The sequence below is a fragment of the Pseudotabrizicola sp. genome (genome assembly GCF_030656345.1).
In the GTDB taxonomy this organism is placed as follows: Bacteria; Pseudomonadota; Alphaproteobacteria; order Rhodobacterales; family Rhodobacteraceae; genus Pseudotabrizicola.
Window position 1 is genome coordinate 127,024 of sequence record NZ_JAUSNR010000056.1, and the last position, 16,086, is coordinate 143,109.

At 63.4% G+C, this 16,086-nt stretch carries 20 protein-coding genes; 18 read left to right on the forward strand and 2 right to left on the reverse strand.

Annotated features, from left to right (window positions below; genetic code table 11):
* Positions 1-84 precede the first annotated feature (84 nt).
* The 15 genes from Q7J44_RS23150 to Q7J44_RS23220 all read left to right on the forward strand — a co-directional run bounded on the left by Q7J44_RS23150 (position 85) and on the right by Q7J44_RS23220 (position 13,190).
* On the forward strand, positions 85-1,089 hold the full coding sequence (locus Q7J44_RS23150; protein ID WP_304883437.1) for a hypothetical protein: 1,005 nt from the start codon (positions 85-87) through the stop codon (positions 1,087-1,089).
* Positions 1,090-1,320: 231 nt separating this feature from the next.
* The gene (locus Q7J44_RS23155; RefSeq protein ID WP_304883438.1) at positions 1,321-1,803 is read left to right on the forward strand and encodes a VOC family protein; all 483 of its coding nucleotides are present in this window, start codon (positions 1,321-1,323) and stop codon (positions 1,801-1,803) included.
* A 57-nt stretch (positions 1,804-1,860) separates the two neighbouring features.
* Entirely contained in the window at positions 1,861-3,117 is a 1,257-nt protein-coding gene (locus Q7J44_RS23160) for an Hsp70 family protein (RefSeq protein ID WP_304883439.1), read from the forward strand.
* A gap of 66 nt (positions 3,118-3,183) precedes the next feature.
* Positions 3,184-3,639 carry a universal stress protein gene (locus Q7J44_RS23165; RefSeq protein WP_304883440.1) on the forward strand — a complete coding sequence of 152 codons (456 nt, stop codon included), beginning with the start codon at positions 3,184-3,186 and terminating at the stop codon, positions 3,637-3,639.
* Between the two features lie 112 nt (positions 3,640-3,751).
* Positions 3,752-3,943: a hypothetical protein gene (locus Q7J44_RS23170; RefSeq protein WP_304883441.1), complete on the forward strand. Its 192-nt coding sequence runs from the start codon at positions 3,752-3,754 to the stop codon at positions 3,941-3,943.
* Positions 3,944-4,009: 66 nt separating this feature from the next.
* Complete coding sequence (locus Q7J44_RS23175; RefSeq protein ID WP_304883442.1) at positions 4,010-4,573, forward strand: NifU family protein; 564 nt, start codon at positions 4,010-4,012, stop codon at positions 4,571-4,573.
* Positions 4,563-5,192, forward strand: a complete 630-nt coding sequence (gene tsaB / locus Q7J44_RS23180; RefSeq protein WP_304883443.1) for a tRNA (adenosine(37)-N6)-threonylcarbamoyltransferase complex dimerization subunit type 1 TsaB — start codon at positions 4,563-4,565, stop codon at positions 5,190-5,192. The genes Q7J44_RS23175 and tsaB overlap by 11 nt, the downstream gene beginning before the upstream one ends.
* Complete coding sequence (locus Q7J44_RS23185) at positions 5,185-5,598, forward strand: GNAT family N-acetyltransferase (RefSeq protein ID WP_304883444.1); 414 nt, start codon at positions 5,185-5,187, stop codon at positions 5,596-5,598. Before tsaB ends, Q7J44_RS23185 begins: the two co-directional genes overlap by 8 nt.
* A 193-nt stretch (positions 5,599-5,791) precedes the next feature.
* Entirely contained in the window at positions 5,792-6,796 is a 1,005-nt protein-coding gene (locus Q7J44_RS23190) for a BMP family protein (RefSeq protein WP_304883445.1), read from the forward strand.
* Positions 6,796-8,379 carry an ABC transporter ATP-binding protein gene (locus Q7J44_RS23195; protein ID WP_304883446.1) on the forward strand — a complete coding sequence of 528 codons (1,584 nt, stop codon included), beginning with the start codon at positions 6,796-6,798 and terminating at the stop codon, positions 8,377-8,379. The genes Q7J44_RS23190 and Q7J44_RS23195 overlap by 1 nt, the downstream gene beginning before the upstream one ends.
* A complete protein-coding gene (locus Q7J44_RS23200) occupies positions 8,379-9,482 on the forward strand; it encodes an ABC transporter permease (RefSeq protein WP_304883447.1) in 1,104 nt (367 codons plus the stop codon). Before Q7J44_RS23195 ends, Q7J44_RS23200 begins: the two co-directional genes overlap by 1 nt.
* Positions 9,482-10,450, forward strand: a complete 969-nt coding sequence (locus tag Q7J44_RS23205; RefSeq protein ID WP_304883448.1) for an ABC transporter permease — start codon at positions 9,482-9,484, stop codon at positions 10,448-10,450. Before Q7J44_RS23200 ends, Q7J44_RS23205 begins: the two co-directional genes overlap by 1 nt.
* Positions 10,451-10,631: 181 nt before the next feature.
* A complete protein-coding gene (locus Q7J44_RS23210) occupies positions 10,632-11,435 on the forward strand; it encodes a purine-nucleoside phosphorylase (RefSeq protein ID WP_304883449.1) in 804 nt (267 codons plus the stop codon).
* 79 nt (positions 11,436-11,514) lie between these two features.
* A complete protein-coding gene (locus Q7J44_RS23215) occupies positions 11,515-12,435 on the forward strand; it encodes a sulfite exporter TauE/SafE family protein (protein ID WP_304883450.1) in 921 nt (306 codons plus the stop codon).
* Entirely contained in the window at positions 12,432-13,190 is a 759-nt protein-coding gene (locus Q7J44_RS23220) for a TIGR02186 family protein (protein ID WP_304883451.1), read from the forward strand. Before Q7J44_RS23215 ends, Q7J44_RS23220 begins: the two co-directional genes overlap by 4 nt.
* Here the strand turns inward: Q7J44_RS23220 and Q7J44_RS23225 are convergent.
* Positions 13,187-13,702, reverse strand: a complete 516-nt coding sequence (locus tag Q7J44_RS23225; protein WP_304883452.1) for a PaaI family thioesterase — start codon at positions 13,700-13,702, stop codon at positions 13,187-13,189. The two genes, Q7J44_RS23220 and Q7J44_RS23225, sit on opposite strands and share 4 nt — an antisense overlap.
* Positions 13,699-14,133, reverse strand: coding sequence for a PaaI family thioesterase (locus Q7J44_RS23230; RefSeq protein ID WP_304883453.1), 435 nt, complete (start codon positions 14,131-14,133; stop codon positions 13,699-13,701). Before Q7J44_RS23230 ends, Q7J44_RS23225 begins: the two co-directional genes overlap by 4 nt.
* Before the next feature lie 118 nt (positions 14,134-14,251).
* Here Q7J44_RS23230 and Q7J44_RS23235 point away from each other — a divergent pair, with 118 nt between their 5' ends.
* The 3 genes from Q7J44_RS23235 to Q7J44_RS23245 all read left to right on the forward strand — a co-directional run.
* Positions 14,252-14,632 (forward strand): MerR family DNA-binding transcriptional regulator, encoded by a 381-nt coding sequence (locus Q7J44_RS23235; protein WP_304883454.1) that lies wholly within the window; start codon positions 14,252-14,254, stop codon positions 14,630-14,632.
* A gap of 126 nt (positions 14,633-14,758) precedes the next feature.
* Positions 14,759-15,151: a MerR family DNA-binding transcriptional regulator gene (locus tag Q7J44_RS23240; protein ID WP_304883455.1), complete on the forward strand. Its 393-nt coding sequence runs from the start codon at positions 14,759-14,761 to the stop codon at positions 15,149-15,151.
* A 43-nt stretch (positions 15,152-15,194) separates the two neighbouring features.
* Positions 15,195-16,086: acyl-CoA dehydrogenase family protein (locus tag Q7J44_RS23245; RefSeq protein ID WP_304883456.1), on the forward strand; the 892-nt coding region annotated here is incomplete at its 3' end.

Here is a 16,086-nt window from a genome sequence, read left to right on the forward strand (position 1 = left end):
CGCACAAACCGCTTTGCTATGATGTGCTGGATGAAACCTCTGGCGCGGACCCTTTTGCTGTTTTTTTTCATTGGGTCACTCGCAATGACCCTGCGCTCTGGCATTCAGATCGCTAACAATCCCACGCTGTCCCCGATCATCGACCGCAGCGCTGCCGAGCTTGTGGCGCTGACCGACCGGATGATGGCGCGAGAGGCCACGCCCGCGCGGCTGGACGCGCTGATCACCGCACGGCTGGTCGAGACCCCGCGCAATTGGGTGGCATTGCAGGCATTGGCGGGGGTTGCGGAAGAACAGGGACAACCGTTGCCCGCGGCTTACGCGCAGGCGTGGGAGGAGGACTCGGGTGTGATGGCGATGTCGGGCGATTGTCTTGCCTGCATCTGGGATATCCGCACCTGTTCACTGTCCACCGCGCTGATCTGCAAGGCCCCGATCCTGCTGACCCCGGTGGAAGATCTGCGCGGGGTGGTGAAGGCGGGGGCGGATTACAGCATGGGGCAGCCGGTGGATCAGCTGGACCTTGGCCTGTCTGTTCTGGGGCTGGGGGCAACGGCGGCACTGGTGGCGACCGGCGGGACCTCTGCCACGGTCAAGGCGGGGACGGCGACGATCCGGCTGGCGCGGGGCATGGGCCGCCTGTCGCCCGCGCTGACGACGCGGATGGCGGCGGCGGTGACCGACGGCATCCGCTGGGCCGATCTGCCAAAGGTACGCGGCACGGATGATGCGGTGGCGCTGCTGCGCGCTGACGCGTTGCGCCCGCTGGCCGACACCGTGACCGACCTTGGCCGGGTGGCCGAAGCCGCCGGGCCGGTGCCCGCGCTGCACCTGCTGCCGCTGGTGGATGATGCAGTGGACGCCCGACGGCTGGCCCGCGCGTCCGAGGCATTGGGGGCCAGAACCGTCTCTCGCGCCGAAGTGCTGGGCAAATCGCGGCTGCTGCGCGCGACAATCCGGATCAGCGATACGGCCATCGGGTTGATCGTCGGGTTGGTCGGGGCGATGATGTCTTTTGCGATGATGCTGGCCGGTCTGGTGCAGACGATGATGATCCGCGCCCTGCGCCGCGCGGCCCGTGTCACATGACTGATTCCAAGCCGCGCTAACGGTGGGTGCGACGGGCGGGCCTGTCCCCCTCTTTGCTGCCACTCGGGTCGTTCCCCGGCCCCCAATGCAGCCCCGCCCTTTTGCCCCCGGTCCGGTCCCCCCGGATCGGGGGGCTTTTTCCCCACAGTGTCTGTGCAATCCTGTCTCTATGTATTGGCCATCTGCGCGGTTATGTTCCTTGCGTCACACCTTGGCCCACAGGAGGGCACCATGAGCACCATTCACCCCGGAACCCGCGTGGGCCACGTTCACCTGAAGGTGGCGGATCTTGACCGGGCCATCGCGTTTTATTCCGGCATCCTCGGCTTTGGCCTGACGCAACGCTATGGGCCGCAGGCCGCGTTTCTGTCGGCGGGGGGCTATCACCATCATATCGGCCTGAACACCTGGGAAAGTGCGGGCGGCACCCCGCCACCGCCCGGCCACACCGGGCTGTATCACACCGCGTTCCTGTTTCCTGATCGCAAGGCGCTGGCGCAGGTTTTCAAGCAGCTGGTCGAGGCGCGTTGGCCGATTGACGGCGCGGCAGACCACGGGGTGAGCGAGGCGATCTATCTGACCGATCCCGATGGCAACGGGATAGAGCTGTATGTCGACCGGCCCGAGGCAGACTGGCCCCGCGATGCCAGCGGCACGCTGACGATGGTCAATAAGCGGTTTGATCTGGCAGCCCTGCTGGCCGACGCGGAGTAGGTCTTTACAGCGGGTCGCAAACCGCTTACCCCCGCCGGCTTGCGATCAGGGGACAACATGGCACAGGCACGCGTTTGCGGGGTGGATTTCGGCACCTCCAATTCCACGGTTTCGATTCCGGCAGGCAACGGCGCGCAGCTGATTGCGCTGGAAGGGGCGCATGTCACCCTGCCCTCGGCCGTATTCTGGGATGCCGAAGGCGCACCGCCGCAGTTCGGCCGTGCCGCCATGGCAGCTTACGTCGAAGGCGATGACGGGCGGCTGATGCGGGGCCTGAAAAGCGCGCTGGGGTCGGATCTGATCCATGAGAAAACCCGGGTCGGCAACCGGGCGATTGCGTTCACCCAGATCATCGGGCGGTTCTTTGGCCATCTGCGCGGCAAGCTGGAGGCGGCACAACCCGGCACCGATCATGTGGTGCTGGGGCGGCCTGTGCATTTCGTCGATGACGATGCGGCGGGCGATCACGCCGCGCAGGATGTGCTGGAAGCCATCGCGCGTGAGGCCGGGTTTACCCAAGTGGGGTTTCAGTTTGAACCGATCGCGGCGGCGCTGGATTATGAAAGCCGGATCACCGCTGAAGAACTGGTGCTGATCGTCGACATCGGCGGCGGCACCACGGACTTTTCCGTCATCCGGGTGTCACCCGCAGGGGCAACGCGGTCTGACCGAAGCGGCGATATCCTTGCCAATCACGGCCTGCGTCTTGGCGGCACCGATCTGGACCGGATGCTGAGCCTTGACCACATCATGCCGGATCTGGGGCTTGGCAGTCTTGTGCATGGCGGCAAGGCCCCGATGCCGCAGCACTATTACCTCGATCTGGCCAGCTGGCACCGGATCAACACCATGTATGCGCCGGGGGTTGCGCGTGAGATCAAGGAATTGCGCCAGCGGGCCACCTCGCCCCACCTGCTGGACCGGATGCTGTCGGTGCTGGAGCAACGCCAGGGCCATGCGCTGGCCATGGCGGCAGAGGCGGCGAAGATTGACCTGTCTGGGCAGACCGAGACGAAGATCGCCATCGCCGCGCTGACCGGCGGACGCGACAAGCCGCTGTCGCGCACGGGGTTTGAGGCGACCGTGACGCAGCCCGTGCAGCGCCTGACCATGGGGCTGGCCGAAGTGCTGCGCAAGGCGGGGGTGGCCCCGCGCGACATCGGCACCGTGTTCATGACCGGCGGTTCGGCCAGCCTGCCGGTTTTGCGCGATGCCGTGACCCGCTGCCTGCCCGGCACCCCGATTGCCACCGGCGACATGTTCGGCAGCGTCGGCACTGGTCTGGCACTGGACGCGGCGCGAAGGTTCGCCTGACCCATCGCAAAGGCTTGCCAGCCCCCCCGCCGATCCGCCATGATGCGCCCGCTTGGGGAGAACAACATGCGGAAGTTTCTTGTCGTGCTGGACGACAGCCGGGAATGCCTGAACGCGATGCGCTTTGCCGCGTTGCGCGCGGCCCATACGGGTGCGGGGGTGACCATTCTGTCGGTCATTCCGCCAGAAGAATATCAACACTGGATGGGCGTGGCCGATCTGATGCGCGCCGAAGCGCGCGAGCGCATTGAGGCGCATTTTGAGGTGTTCGCCAAATGGATGCGCGACAAACAGGGGGTGAACCCCGATCTGGTGATCCGTGAGGGCGATCCGGTGACCGAAATCCTGAAACTGGTGAACGAAACGCCGGAAATCGGCGTGCTGGTTCTGGGCGCAGGCAGTGACAAATCCGGCCCCGGCCCGCTGGTGACCCAGATGTCAAAGAACGCGGGCGGGCTGCCGATCCCTGTCACCATTGTTCCGGGTGAGATGTCCAAGGAACGGCTGGAACGGATCACCTGACCCATGCCGCCTTGCACTTGGCGCAGGGCGGGGTTGCGTGCTTTGGCCTTTTGGCGCGGTGCCGCACGGCCTAAGTAGGGTGCAGGGAGGAGAGCATGAAGGGACTTACGCCATGACCGCTCTCAGATCGCCAGACACCTATTATCCGTTTGCAGTGCCTGTCACCGCATTGGACCGCGCCGAAGCCGCGACACTGGACTATTGCACCACCACGGCCCGTGAACAGGCACATGCAAAGCTGCGCGAACTGTCGCCGCTGGATGCCATGTATGCGTATTTCGGATCGGACGAAGCGCAGGGCTGATCAGGTCTGCCGGTTGACTTGTGGGGCGACGCGCCCCATATCCAAGTGGAACTGTCGGAGATAGCCATGTTCATCCAGACCGAGTCGACCCCGAACCCCGCCACGCTGAAATTCCTGCCCGGCCAGACCGTGCTGGAACTCGGCACAGCCGATTTTCCGAATGCCGAAGCGGCAGAGAAATCGCCGCTGGCCAAACGCGTCTTTGCGGCGGGCCCTGTGACAGGCGTGTTCTTCGGCACCGATTTTGTCACCGTGACCAAAGCGGATGACGCGGACTGGCAGCACATCAAGCCCGCCATCCTTGGGGCCATCATGGAGCATTACCAATCGGGTGCTGCGGTGATGGACGGCGAGGCGAAAGCGGCCGGCGGCCATGCCGAACATACCGGCGAAGATGGCGACATCGTGCGCCAGATCAAGGAACTGCTTGACACCCGCGTGCGGCCTGCCGTGGCGCAGGATGGCGGCGACATCACGTTCCACGGGTTTGAGCGTGGCGTGGTGTATCTGCACATGCAGGGGGCCTGCGCCGGTTGCCCGTCTTCGACGCTGACCCTGAAAATGGGGATAGAGAACCTGCTGCGCCACTATATTCCGGAAGTGACCGAGGTGCGCCCGGTTGCCGCCTGACACCATTCTGGCATTCGACACATCGGCGGCGCATTGCGCCGCCGCTTTGCTTTTGCCCGATGGCCTCTGCCTGATCCGGGTGGAGGACATGGCCAAGGGTCAGGCCGAGCGTCTGCTGCCGTTGCTGGAGGAAGTGCTGACCGAAGCCGGCATCGGCTGGCGCGATCTGACGTCGATTGCGGTGGGCACCGGGCCGGGAAACTTTACCGGCGTGCGCATTTCGGTTGCGGCGGCGCGCGGACTGGCCCTGTCGCTGGGCATCCCCGCCATCGGCGTGACCCGGCTGGAGGCGTTGGCCCATGACCTGCCGCGTCCGGTGACGGTGGTGGAAGACGCCCGCCGGGATGAGGTTTATGTGCAGCATTTCAGCGCCAACGGGCCGGAAGCGGCTGTGCTGCGCCCCTTGGCGGGGCTGAACGTGACCGGAACCGTCACCGGATCGGCGGCAGCTGGGCTTGGTGTGCCGGTTGCCTTGTCCCCGATGCACATGGTTGAAGCCATTGCCCGGATTTCGGCAAGCCGCGCAGGCACATCTCAGCCCCGCCCCGCCCCGTTCTACCTGCGCGGCGCGGATGCGGCCCCGTCCAGTGACCCGGCCCCGGTGATTCTGGATGCCTGAGGTTGCGGATCTGGCCGCGATCCACGCCGTCTGCTTTACGCTGCCGCGCCCGTGGAGCGCCGCCGAAATCACATCCCTGCTGGGCAGCCCGCATGTGTTTCTGCTGGCCGAATCAAACGGATTCCTTCTGGGCCGCGCCGTCGCGGGTGAGGCGGAATTGCTGACGCTGGCCGTCCTGCCGGTGGCGCGGGGCCAAGGCATCGGGGCCCGGCTTATTCAGGATTTCTTGACCGAAGCGAAGGCGCGCGCGGCAACCACGGCGTTTCTGGAGGTTGCGGCGGGGAATGACCCGGCGATCCGGCTGTATGAACGGGCCGGATTCGTCCTGAATGGCCGCAGGAAGGCATATTACGCATCATTGGACGGTCATCGCGACGATGCATTGGTCTTGTCGCGCGCCCTTTGACGCCGCGTCATACAGGTTGCAGATCGCCTTGAATTTGATCGAAAGATCAAATCCTGCGCTGCGCTTTTCAAATGGCACTTGACCCTTTGTCGCGACACTGCCCTAAATTGACAACGATCCGGGCCTGCTGCATCTGCGGGCAGCCTTGGGCACAAAAAACGTAAACGTCGTAATGACAACCGGGAGATTCTCGATGACCATGATGAAGCACCTTTTGGGCGCAGCCGGTGCGCTTGCCCTGACCGCAGGCGCGGCCGCTGCGGAACCCGCGCTGATCTACGATCTGGGCGGCAAGTTCGACAAGTCCTTCAACGAGGCGGCTTACAACGGCGCCGAGCGTTGGGCGCAGGAAACCGGCGGCACCTACAAGGAAATCGAGATGCAGAACGAGGCCCAGCGTGAGCAGGCCCTGCGTCGTCTGGCCGAAGCCGGGTCGAACCCGATTGTCACCACCGGCTTTGGCATGTCGGACCCGATTGCCAATGTGTCCAAAGACTTCCCCGATACCAAATTCGTCACCATCGACGGCTGGGTCGACCCGGCTGAACATCCGAACGTTCTGACCATCGGCTTTGCCGAGCATGAAGGATCGTATCTGGTTGGCATGATGGCCGCCCTGGCATCAAAAACCGGCACCGTCAGCTTTGTCGGCGGCATGGACATTCCCTTGATCCGTAACTTTGCCTGCGGCTACGCGCAGGGTGCTGTTGCGGTGAACCCCGATATCAAGTTCATCTCGAACATGACCGGCACCACCCCGGCGGCCTGGAATGACCCGGTGAAGGGGTCGGAACTGGCCAAAGCGCAAAAATCGCAAGGATCGGACGTGATTTTCGCGGCGGCGGGCGGCACAGGTCTGGGCGTTCTGCAGGCGGCGGCCGACGAAGGCATCCTGTCTATCGGCGTTGACAGCAACCAGAACCACCTGCACCCCGGTTCGGTGCTGACCTCGATGCTCAAGCGCGTCGATGTGGCGGTTTACAACTCGATGACGCAGGGCGCTGATCTGGACACCACCATGCAGGCGCTGAACCTTGCGTCGGATGGCGTGGGCTACGCAATGGACGAGCACAACGCCGAACTGGTCACCGCCGAGATGCAGGCCGCAGTCGACGCCGCTGCCGCGCAAATCAAATCGGGCGAGCTGGTCGTGCATGACTACCGCACCGACGACACCTGCCCGGCTGCGACGTTCTGATGACCGCTTCGGCTGATACCATGGGGCGGCAGGCAACTGCCGCCCCCTTTGCCATCGAGCTGAAGGGCATATCCAAAGCCTTCGGCCCGGTTCAGGCCAACAAGGACATCAACATCGCCGTGCCAAAGGGCACGATCCACGGCATCATCGGTGAAAATGGTGCCGGGAAATCGACATTGATGTCGATCCTTTACGGATTTTACAAAGCTGACTCCGGCCAGATCCTTGTCGGCGACACCCTGACCGCCATTCCCGACAGCCAGAGCGCCATCCGCGCCGGCATCGGCATGGTGTTCCAGCATTTCAAACTGGTGCAGAATTTTACGGTACTGGAAAACATCGTCCTGGGGGCCGAAGACGGTGCGCTTCTGAACACCTCACTGGGGAAGGCCCGCCGCATCCTGCGCGAACTGGCGCAGGAATACGGGCTGGATGTGGACCCGGACGCGCTGATCGAAGACCTGTCGGTCGGCCATCAGCAGCGGGTCGAGATCCTGAAAGCGCTGTATCGTCAGGCCGATATCCTGATCCTGGACGAACCGACCGGGGTTCTGACCCCGGATGAGGCGGACCATCTGTTCCGCATCCTGCGCGGGCTGAAAGATCAGGGCAAGACCATCATCCTGATCACCCACAAACTGCGCGAAATCATGGAGGCGACCGATAACGTCAGCGTCATGCGGCGCGGCACCATGGTTGCCACGGTCAAGACCAAAGAGACCAGCCCAGAGCAGCTGGCCGAGTTGATGGTGGGCCGCAAGGTGCTGCTGGAGGTGGAAAAGTCCCCCCCGGTGCCGGGCAAGGTGGTGCTGTCGGTCGACAATCTGCGGGTGCGTGACGAAAACGGGGTCGAACGGCTGAAAGGCATCAGTCTGGAGATCCGGGCCGGCGAGATTCTGGGCATCGCGGGGGTTGCGGGCAATGGCCAGTCCGACCTGCTGGCCGCCTTGGGGGGCATGGTGAACGCCAGCGGCAGGATCACACTGAACGGGGTGGATCTGCCGCTGTCCGGGGCGGGGGCCGATGGTCAGAGCCGGCGCGAGGCGGGCATCGCCCATGTGCCCGAAGACCGGCACCACCACGGGCTGATCCTTGATTTCACCGCGTGGGAAAATGTGGCCTTCGGCTATCACAACGACCCGAAATACCAGAAATCGGCGCTGTTCATGGACAATGACGCCCTGCGCGCCGATACCGAAAGGAAGATGGCCACCTATGATGTGCGCCCGCCGATCTGCACGCTGGAGGCCAAGAACTTCTCGGGCGGCAACCAGCAAAAGATCGTCGTCGCGCGCGAGGTCGAACAGAACCCCGACTTGCTGCTGATCGGCCAGCCGACGCGCGGCGTGGATATCGGGGCGATCGAGTTCATTCACAAACAGATCGTCGCCCTGCGCGATGCCGGAAAGGCGATCCTGCTGGTCAGCGTGGAACTGGATGAGATCATGTCGCTGTCCGACCGCATTGCCGTGATGTTCGACGGCCAGATCATGGGCCTGCGCGACCCGGCCACAACAGATGAACGCGAGTTGGGGATGCTGATGGCCGGGATGGATGGCAAAACCGCAGGGGAGGCCGCCTGATGGACCGTTTGCCAAGATGGGCCGATGTCACGCTGGTGCCCTTGGTCAGCCTGCTGTTTGCCGCCGCGATTTCGGCGCTGGTGCTGCTGGTGATCGGGCAAAGCCCGGTCGAGGCGTTCAAGGTGATGGTCGATGGTGCGCTCGGCTCGCCCTATGGCTGGGGCTATACGCTGTATTACGCCACCAGCTTCATCTTTACCGGGCTGGCGGTGACGGTGGCCTTTCATGCCGGGCTGTTCAACATCGGCGGTGAGGGGCAGGCCCAACTGGGCGGCCTTGGTGTCGCGCTGGTCTGCCTGTCGCTGCCCTGGCCGCATTGGACGGTGGCGCTGATCGCGGCCACCATGGGGGCGGCGTTGTTTGGCGCGGCCTGGGCGGCAATTCCGGCCTATCTGCAGGCCAAGCGCGGCAGCCATATCGTGATCACCACCATCATGTTCAACTATATCGCGGCGGCGCTGCTGGTCTATGTGCTGGTTGACGTGCTGCGCCCCACCGGGCAGATGGACCCGGCCTCGGCCCGCTTTCCCGTGGGCGCGCAGCTGCCTGCGCTGAATGACATTCCCGGATTCAACCTGATCTTTCAACGGCCTGTGCCCGCCAATGTGACGCTGCTGATCGCGCTGGCCATGGCGGTCGTGGTGTGGGCTTTGCTGTGGCGCACGCGGCTTGGCTATCAGATCCGCGCCTTTGGCAAGTCAGAGGCGGCGGCGAAATATGCCGGTATCAACCCGGTGCGCATCACCATCATCGCCATGCTAATCTCTGGCGGGCTGGCCGGGATGATGAGCATCAACAACGTGATGGGCGAGGCGGAACGGCTGCTGCAGAACTCTTCCGAAGGGGCCGGGTTCATCGGCATCGCAGTGGCCCTGATGGGCCGCAACCATCCGTTCGGCGTGGTACTGGCGGCGCTGCTGTTCGGTTTCCTGTATCAGGGCGGCGCAGAACTGGGGCTGTGGACCACGATCCCGATCGAGATGCGCATCGTGGTGCAGGGTCTGGTGATCCTGTTCACCGGGGCGCTTGATGTGATGGTGCGGATGATCCTTGAACGCGTCTTCCGCCTGTTCCGATCGACCAAAGCGCTGAGGGCTGCCTGATGGATTATGCAACACTTCTGCAGGTGCTCGACACCACTATCCGGCTGGCGACGCCCTTGCTGCTGGCCTGCCTTGCGGGCCTGTATTCCGAACGCGCCGGGATTTTCGACATCGGACTGGAAGGCAAGATGCTGGCCGCCGCGATGTCGGCAGGCGCCGTCGCGGCGCTGACCGGATCGGCATGGGCGGGTTTGCTGGCCGGGATCGGCGCGTCGATGCTGTTTGCCCTGCTGCATGGCATTGCGGCCATCACCTTTCGCGGCAATCAGCTGATTTCGGGTGTGGCGCTGAACTTTCTGGCCTCGGGCCTGACCGTGCTGATCGCGCAGGCGCTGTTCCGGCAGGGCGGTCGCACACCACCGCTGAGTGGTGCTGCCCGCTTCAACCCGATCACCCTGCCGGGGGCAGAAGCGCTGCGCGAAGTGCCGCTGATCGGCCCGCTGTATTATGAGGTGATTTCGGGCCATTCGGTGCTGGTCTATATGGCGTTTCTGATCGTGCCGCTGACCTGGTGGGTCCTGTTCCGCACCCGCTTTGGCCTGCGCCTGCGCGCCGTGGGGGAAAACCCGGCAGCGGTAGATACGGCGGGCATCTCGGTTGTGGGTCTGCGCTTTGCTGCCGTTGCCATCACCGGCATTCTGTGCGGCATTGCCGGGGCCTATATGGCGACCGCGCTGCAGGCCGGCTTTGGCCGTGAAATGACGGCGGGGCGCGGCTATATCGCGCTCGCCGCGCTGATCTTTGCCAAATGGCGCCCGGTTGCCGCGATGTGGGCCTGCCTGTTGTTCGGGTTTTTCCAGGCGCTTGCCCTGCGACCTGACGTGGTGCAGGCGGTGGTGCAGGTCCGGGTGCCTGTGCCGCTGCTGGACGCGCTGCCCTATATGCTGACCGTGCTGGTGCTGGCCGGGTTTGTCGGCAAGGCGATCCCGCCGCGCGCCGGGGGGCAGCCTTATGTCAAGGAACGCTAAGCGTCGCCTGTGAGGCCCGCCGGGGACATTGTGAACAGATAATGAAGATCAGCCCTGTATTCATTTCCTGTTCACAAATATCCTCTGGGGGCAGTCTGTTGGTTTCGCCATTGGTTCGAGAAACCGATAGACTGGGGGGCGAAGCGCCCCCGGCGCTTTGGCAAAAAGGAAGGCAGGCAGAATGAGCACCAGATCCGAAACGACCGCCCTGATCCGTGACCGCGCAGGGGATGCGCCGGTCAGGCTTGGTCTGATCCTGGGCTCTGGCCTTGGCCATCTGGCACATGCGGTGGACGGGGTGGCCATTCCCTACGCCGATCTGCCCGGTTTCCCGCATGCGGCAGTGTCGGGGCATAACCCGAACCTGCACATCGGCACGCTGGAAGGCGTGCGGGTGGCGGTGTTTGGTGCACGTGAGCATTACTATGAAAAGGGCAACCCCGCCGCGATGCGGCTGGCGCTGGAGGTGTTGCATGATCTGGGCGCGGAAAGCCTGATCCTGACCAATGCTGCAGGCTCCATGCGCCCGGACGTTCCGCCGGGCGATCTGATGCTGCTGTCGGATCACATCAATTACAACGGGCTGAACCCGCTGATCGGTGAGCCGACGGATGCGCGCTTCGTCCCGATGACCGATGCACATAACCCCGATCTGCGCGCGGCCCTGCGGGCCAGTGCGCTGGCCGAGGGGATCGACATCAAGGATGGCGTCTATGCCTGGTACTCCGGCCCATCGTTTGAAACTCCGGCGGAGATCCGGATGCTGAAGCTGCTGGGGGCCGATGCCGTGGGCATGTCGACCGTGCCCGAAGTCATCCTGGCCCGCTTTCTGGGCCTGCGTTGTGCGGCGATCTCGACGATCACCAATATGGCGGCGGGGCTGTCGGACGAACAGATCAGCCATGAGCATACCAAGGCCATGGCCCCGATGGGTGCGGCAAAACTGGAACGCATTCTGCGGCATTTCCTGAGCACCCTCCGATGAGGCGGATCGGCGTTTGACTTCGCTGTCAAAGGCGCGCAAGCCTTTGGACTGACCGCCCTTTCCCCCGTCGGGGTCTGACATGCAGATTTTCCTCCCCATTGCCGACCTCTCGGTCAACCTGTTCCTGCTTCTGGGCATTGGCGGGGTCGTGGGGTTTTTGTCGGGCCTGTTCGGTGTGGGCGGCGGGTTCCTGATCACGCCCTTGCTGTTTTTCATCGGCATCCCCCCGGCCATTGCGGTGGCGACCGGGGCCAATCAGGTGGTGGCGTCTTCGGTTTCCGGCGTGCTGGCGCAGGTCAAGCGCAAGGCGGTGGATTTTCCCATGGGCTTTGTGCTGCTGGCAGGCGGCCTTGTCGGATCGGCGGTTGGTGTCTGGGTTTTCGCCCGGCTGACGGCAGCCGGTCAGGTCGATCTGTTTGTGCAACTGTCCTATGTGCTGTTTCTGGGGCTGATCGGGCTGACCATGTTCTGGGAATCGGTGGTCGCCCTGCGACGCGCGAACCGGCCCGGCGCGCCGATCCGACGGTCGCATACGCATAACTGGGTGCATGGGCTGCCCTTCAAGATGAAGTTCCGGGCCTCGGGCCTGTATATCTCGGTCCTGCCACCGCTGGCGGTTGGGGCGCTGGTGGGGTTTCTGGCGGCGATCATGGGGGTTGGCGGCGGGTTCATCATGGTGCCCGCGATGATCTATCTGCTGGGGATGCCGACCAAGGTGGTGATCGGCACATCCTTGTTCCAGATCATCTTTGTCACCGCATTCACCACCGTGATGCATGCCGTAACGGCCAATACCGTGGATATGATGCTGGCGGTATTGCTGATTTTTGGCGGGGTCATCGGGGCACAGATCGGGGCGCAGGTCAGCGGGCGGCTGAAGGCGGAACAGTTGCGCATCCTTTTGTCGCTGCTGGTGCTGGGGGTTGCGATCAAGATCGCGGCGGATCTTCTGCTGCGCCCGTCCGAGCTTTACAGCATCACGCCGGGGTTACTGCCATGATCCGCGCCGCATTGATCTGGCTGCTGACCGCCCTGCCCGCCCTTGCCGCGAGCGAAGACATCGTCGCGGGGCTGAGCCAGAACCGCGTGTCGATCACCGCCGATTTTGAAGGGTCCGAGATCCTGATTTACGGCGCGATCAAGCGCACGGCCCCGGTGCCGCCGGGCGCATTGCACATCATCATCACGGTGGAAGGTCCATCCAGACCGCTGACGGTGCGCAAGAAAGAGCGCACGGCGGGCATCTGGATCAACCGTGAGGCGGTGCAGATCGCCAGTGCCCCGTCCTTTTACGCGATTGCGACCACCGGCCATCTGCGCGACATCCTGACAGAAACCGAGAATTTGCGGCATCAGATCACCATTCCCCGGGCGATCCGGGCCGTGGGCATTTCGCAGCAGGCGCAGAATGCACCGGAGTTTCTGGAAGCCCTGATCCGCGTCCGCGAGGCGGAAGACCGCTATCGCCTGCGCGAACGGTCAGTCCAGTTCACCGAGGCCACGCTGTTCCGGTCAGATGTGGTTTTGCCCGCGAACCTGACCGAAGGTCTGTACCGGGTTCGCATCTTTCTGACCCGCGACGGGCAGGTGGTGGACAGGATCGAGCGTCAGATCAATGTCCGCAAAGAGGGGTTGGAGCGGTTTTTGTTCAACCTCTCGCGTGATCAGCCGCTGATCTATGGCCTGCTGTCACTGCTGATCGCGGTTGTTGCGGGCTATGGTGCCTCTGCTGCGTTCCGGTTCATGAAGCGCTAATCCGATGGCGTGCCCGGCGGTTGCGGCATCAGGAAATGCCCGGTCCCTTGCGCAAACAGCCGGGCGCGGTTGTCCTGCCACGCCTCGACATGCACCGAGGCATAGCGGCGGCCAGACCGGTTGATGCGGGCACGTGCATAGGCATCGCGCGGCAGGCCGGACCGCAGGTAATCAACCGTGAAATCAATGGTCTTGGGCAGGCGCACCGGGGCCATGTCTGCGGTCGGGTCAATCCGCCCGGCCTCAATCTCTTCCCACAGGCTGCCCCAGGCCAGTTCAATGATCGCCGCCACCTCAAGAAACGCTGCCGTCACCCCGCCATGCAAAGCGGGCAGCGCCGGATTGCCAATCAGCTTTTCGTCAAACGGCAGAATCGCCGTCAGCTCATCGCCGCGCCGGTCGAACTGGATGCCGAGGTAGGCGATGTAGGGCACGCCGGACAGCAGCCCGCGCAGGGCACTGTCCCGGCGTTGCTTGATCACCTGCACAGGTTCCGGGCGCTGCACTGTCATCGCGCGGCCCCCTTTGGCCGGTTCAGCGTAAAGGCCCCGGTGGCCGCCGCGACAGGCCGCGTTTCATCTTCATCGGTGGCCGTCACCCGGACAAAGGCGACCGAGCGTGTGACATGATAACACTCTGCCCGCGCCAGAATCGCCTGCCCCGGGGTGGCCGCGCGGAAATAGTCGATCCGCAGATCCAGCGTGGCCGTCGAGGCGGGTGCGGTCGGGTGACACATCACCGCCGCCCCCGATGCGGTGTCCATCAGCGCTGAGACCGCGCCGCCATGAATGACGCCGGTGGCCGGGTCGCCGATGAACCGGGGGTCATAGGGCATGGAAATCGCGGCCTTGCCATCGCCAAGGCTTTCAAACTCCATCCCCAGAGCGCGGGCATGGGGAATGGCCTCTATGAACTGCCGGGCGATTTGGATGATATCGGTCATGCAGGCTCCTTCATGGTCATAATCCCCGCTTCACGCGTCACTGCAAGGCGCTTATTCGGTGCGGCTGACATTGCGCGCGGGTAAATCCGCGCATAGTCTTAACGCACGGAGGACTGAAATGACCGACACCAACCGGCTCAGCTTCAAGGAAATGTGCGCGCGGTTCGATGTCACCCCCCGCACTCTGCGCTATTACGAATACATCGAACTGCTGTCGCCGGAAAAGGAAGGGCGCGCCCGGTTTTACGGTCCGCGTGAACTGGCCCGGATGACACTGATCCTGCGCGGGCGGCGCTTTGGCTTCAGTCTGGAAGAAATCCGGCAATGGCTGCTGATGTACCGCCAGGAAGGCACCCGCCCGCAATATGAGACGTTTCTCGGCCTAGCCGATCGCCAGTTGGCGGAACTGGAACGCCAAAAGGCAGAGCTGGATGCCACGATTGACGATTTGCGCGCGCTGCGGGCCACCACTGTCGACGATCTGTCCAAGCTCGGTTGAGACTGACATCACGTAAGCAGAAATCTGACGTGACGTTACATTTACGTTAACGTCAAGCACTCTAGTATGCTTATCTCAAAGCACACATCTGCCCTTCAGATGTTTTGTGTTCGAAAGTGCATGCTGATGACAACCGATCTGATGACCATCCGCCAGATGTGTGACTCCTTCGATGTCACTCCGCGCACCTTGCGGTTCTATGAGGCGAAGGAATTGCTGTTCCCGCAGCGCGACGGCACCCGTCGCCTGTTCACCCGGCGCGACCGGGCGCGGCTGACGCTGATCCTGCGCGGCAAGCGATTTGGCTTCAGCCTGGAAGATATCCGCCAGATCCTCGATCTGTATGACCGGGACGGGTCCAATCACGCGCAGACCCTGCGCACCTATGAATTGGCCCAAGCGCGCCTCGCCCAGATGGAGGCGCAGCGCGCCGAACTGGATGTGGCCATCGCCGAGTTGAAAGCCGAACTCGACGCGGGCGGTGAGATGATCGCCGGGCTGCGCCGCGCGGCCGAATAAAGACACCGACAAAGATCAAGACTGTTTCAGGGAGAGAGCACCGATGCCAACCTACACCGCCCCCGTCAAGGATATGCAATTCCTGCTGCACAATGTCCTGAAGGTCACAGGGTCCGACACCCCCGGCTACAGCGATCTGGACGAAGGCTTCACCGCTGCCGTGCTGGAAGAGGCGGGAAAAGTCGCCTCTGACGTGCTGGCCCCGCTGAATGCTGTCGGCGACCGTGAAGGCTGCGTGCTGGAAAACGGTGTCGTGCGCACGCCCAAAGGCTTTGATGCCGCGTTCAAGGCGATGAAAGACGGCGGCTGGACCGCACTGGATTGCGACCCCGAATATGGCGGTCAGGGCCTGCCCTATCTGATGGGATCAGCGGTGGGTGAGATTTTCGTGTCGGCTAACATGGCGTTCAACATGTATCAGGGCCTGACCCACGGGGCCTATTCCGCGATCCACACCCATGGCACTGCGGAACAGAAGGCAACCTACCTGCCAAAGCTGGTGTCCTGCGACTGGACCGGCACCATGAACCTGACCGAGCCACATTGCGGTACCGATCTGGGGCTGATGCGCACCAAGGACGAAGCGCAAGACGACGGCAGTTACCTGATCACCGGGCAAACGATCTTCATCTCGGCGGGGGAGCATGACCTGGCCGAGAACATCATCCATCTGGTGTTGGCCAAAGCTCCCGGGGGGGGCGAAGGCACCAAGGGCATTTCGCTGTTCATCGTGCCCAAGGTCTTGGTGCACAAAGACGGCAGCCTGGGCCCCCGCAACGCCCTGTCCTGTGGCAAGATCGAAGAGAAAATGGGCATTCACGGCAATGCCACCTGCGTGATGAATTATGACGGCGCGAAGGGCTGGCTCTTGGGCGACCTGCACAAGGGCATGCGTGCCATGTTCACAATGATGAACGAGGCCCGTCTGGGCGTGG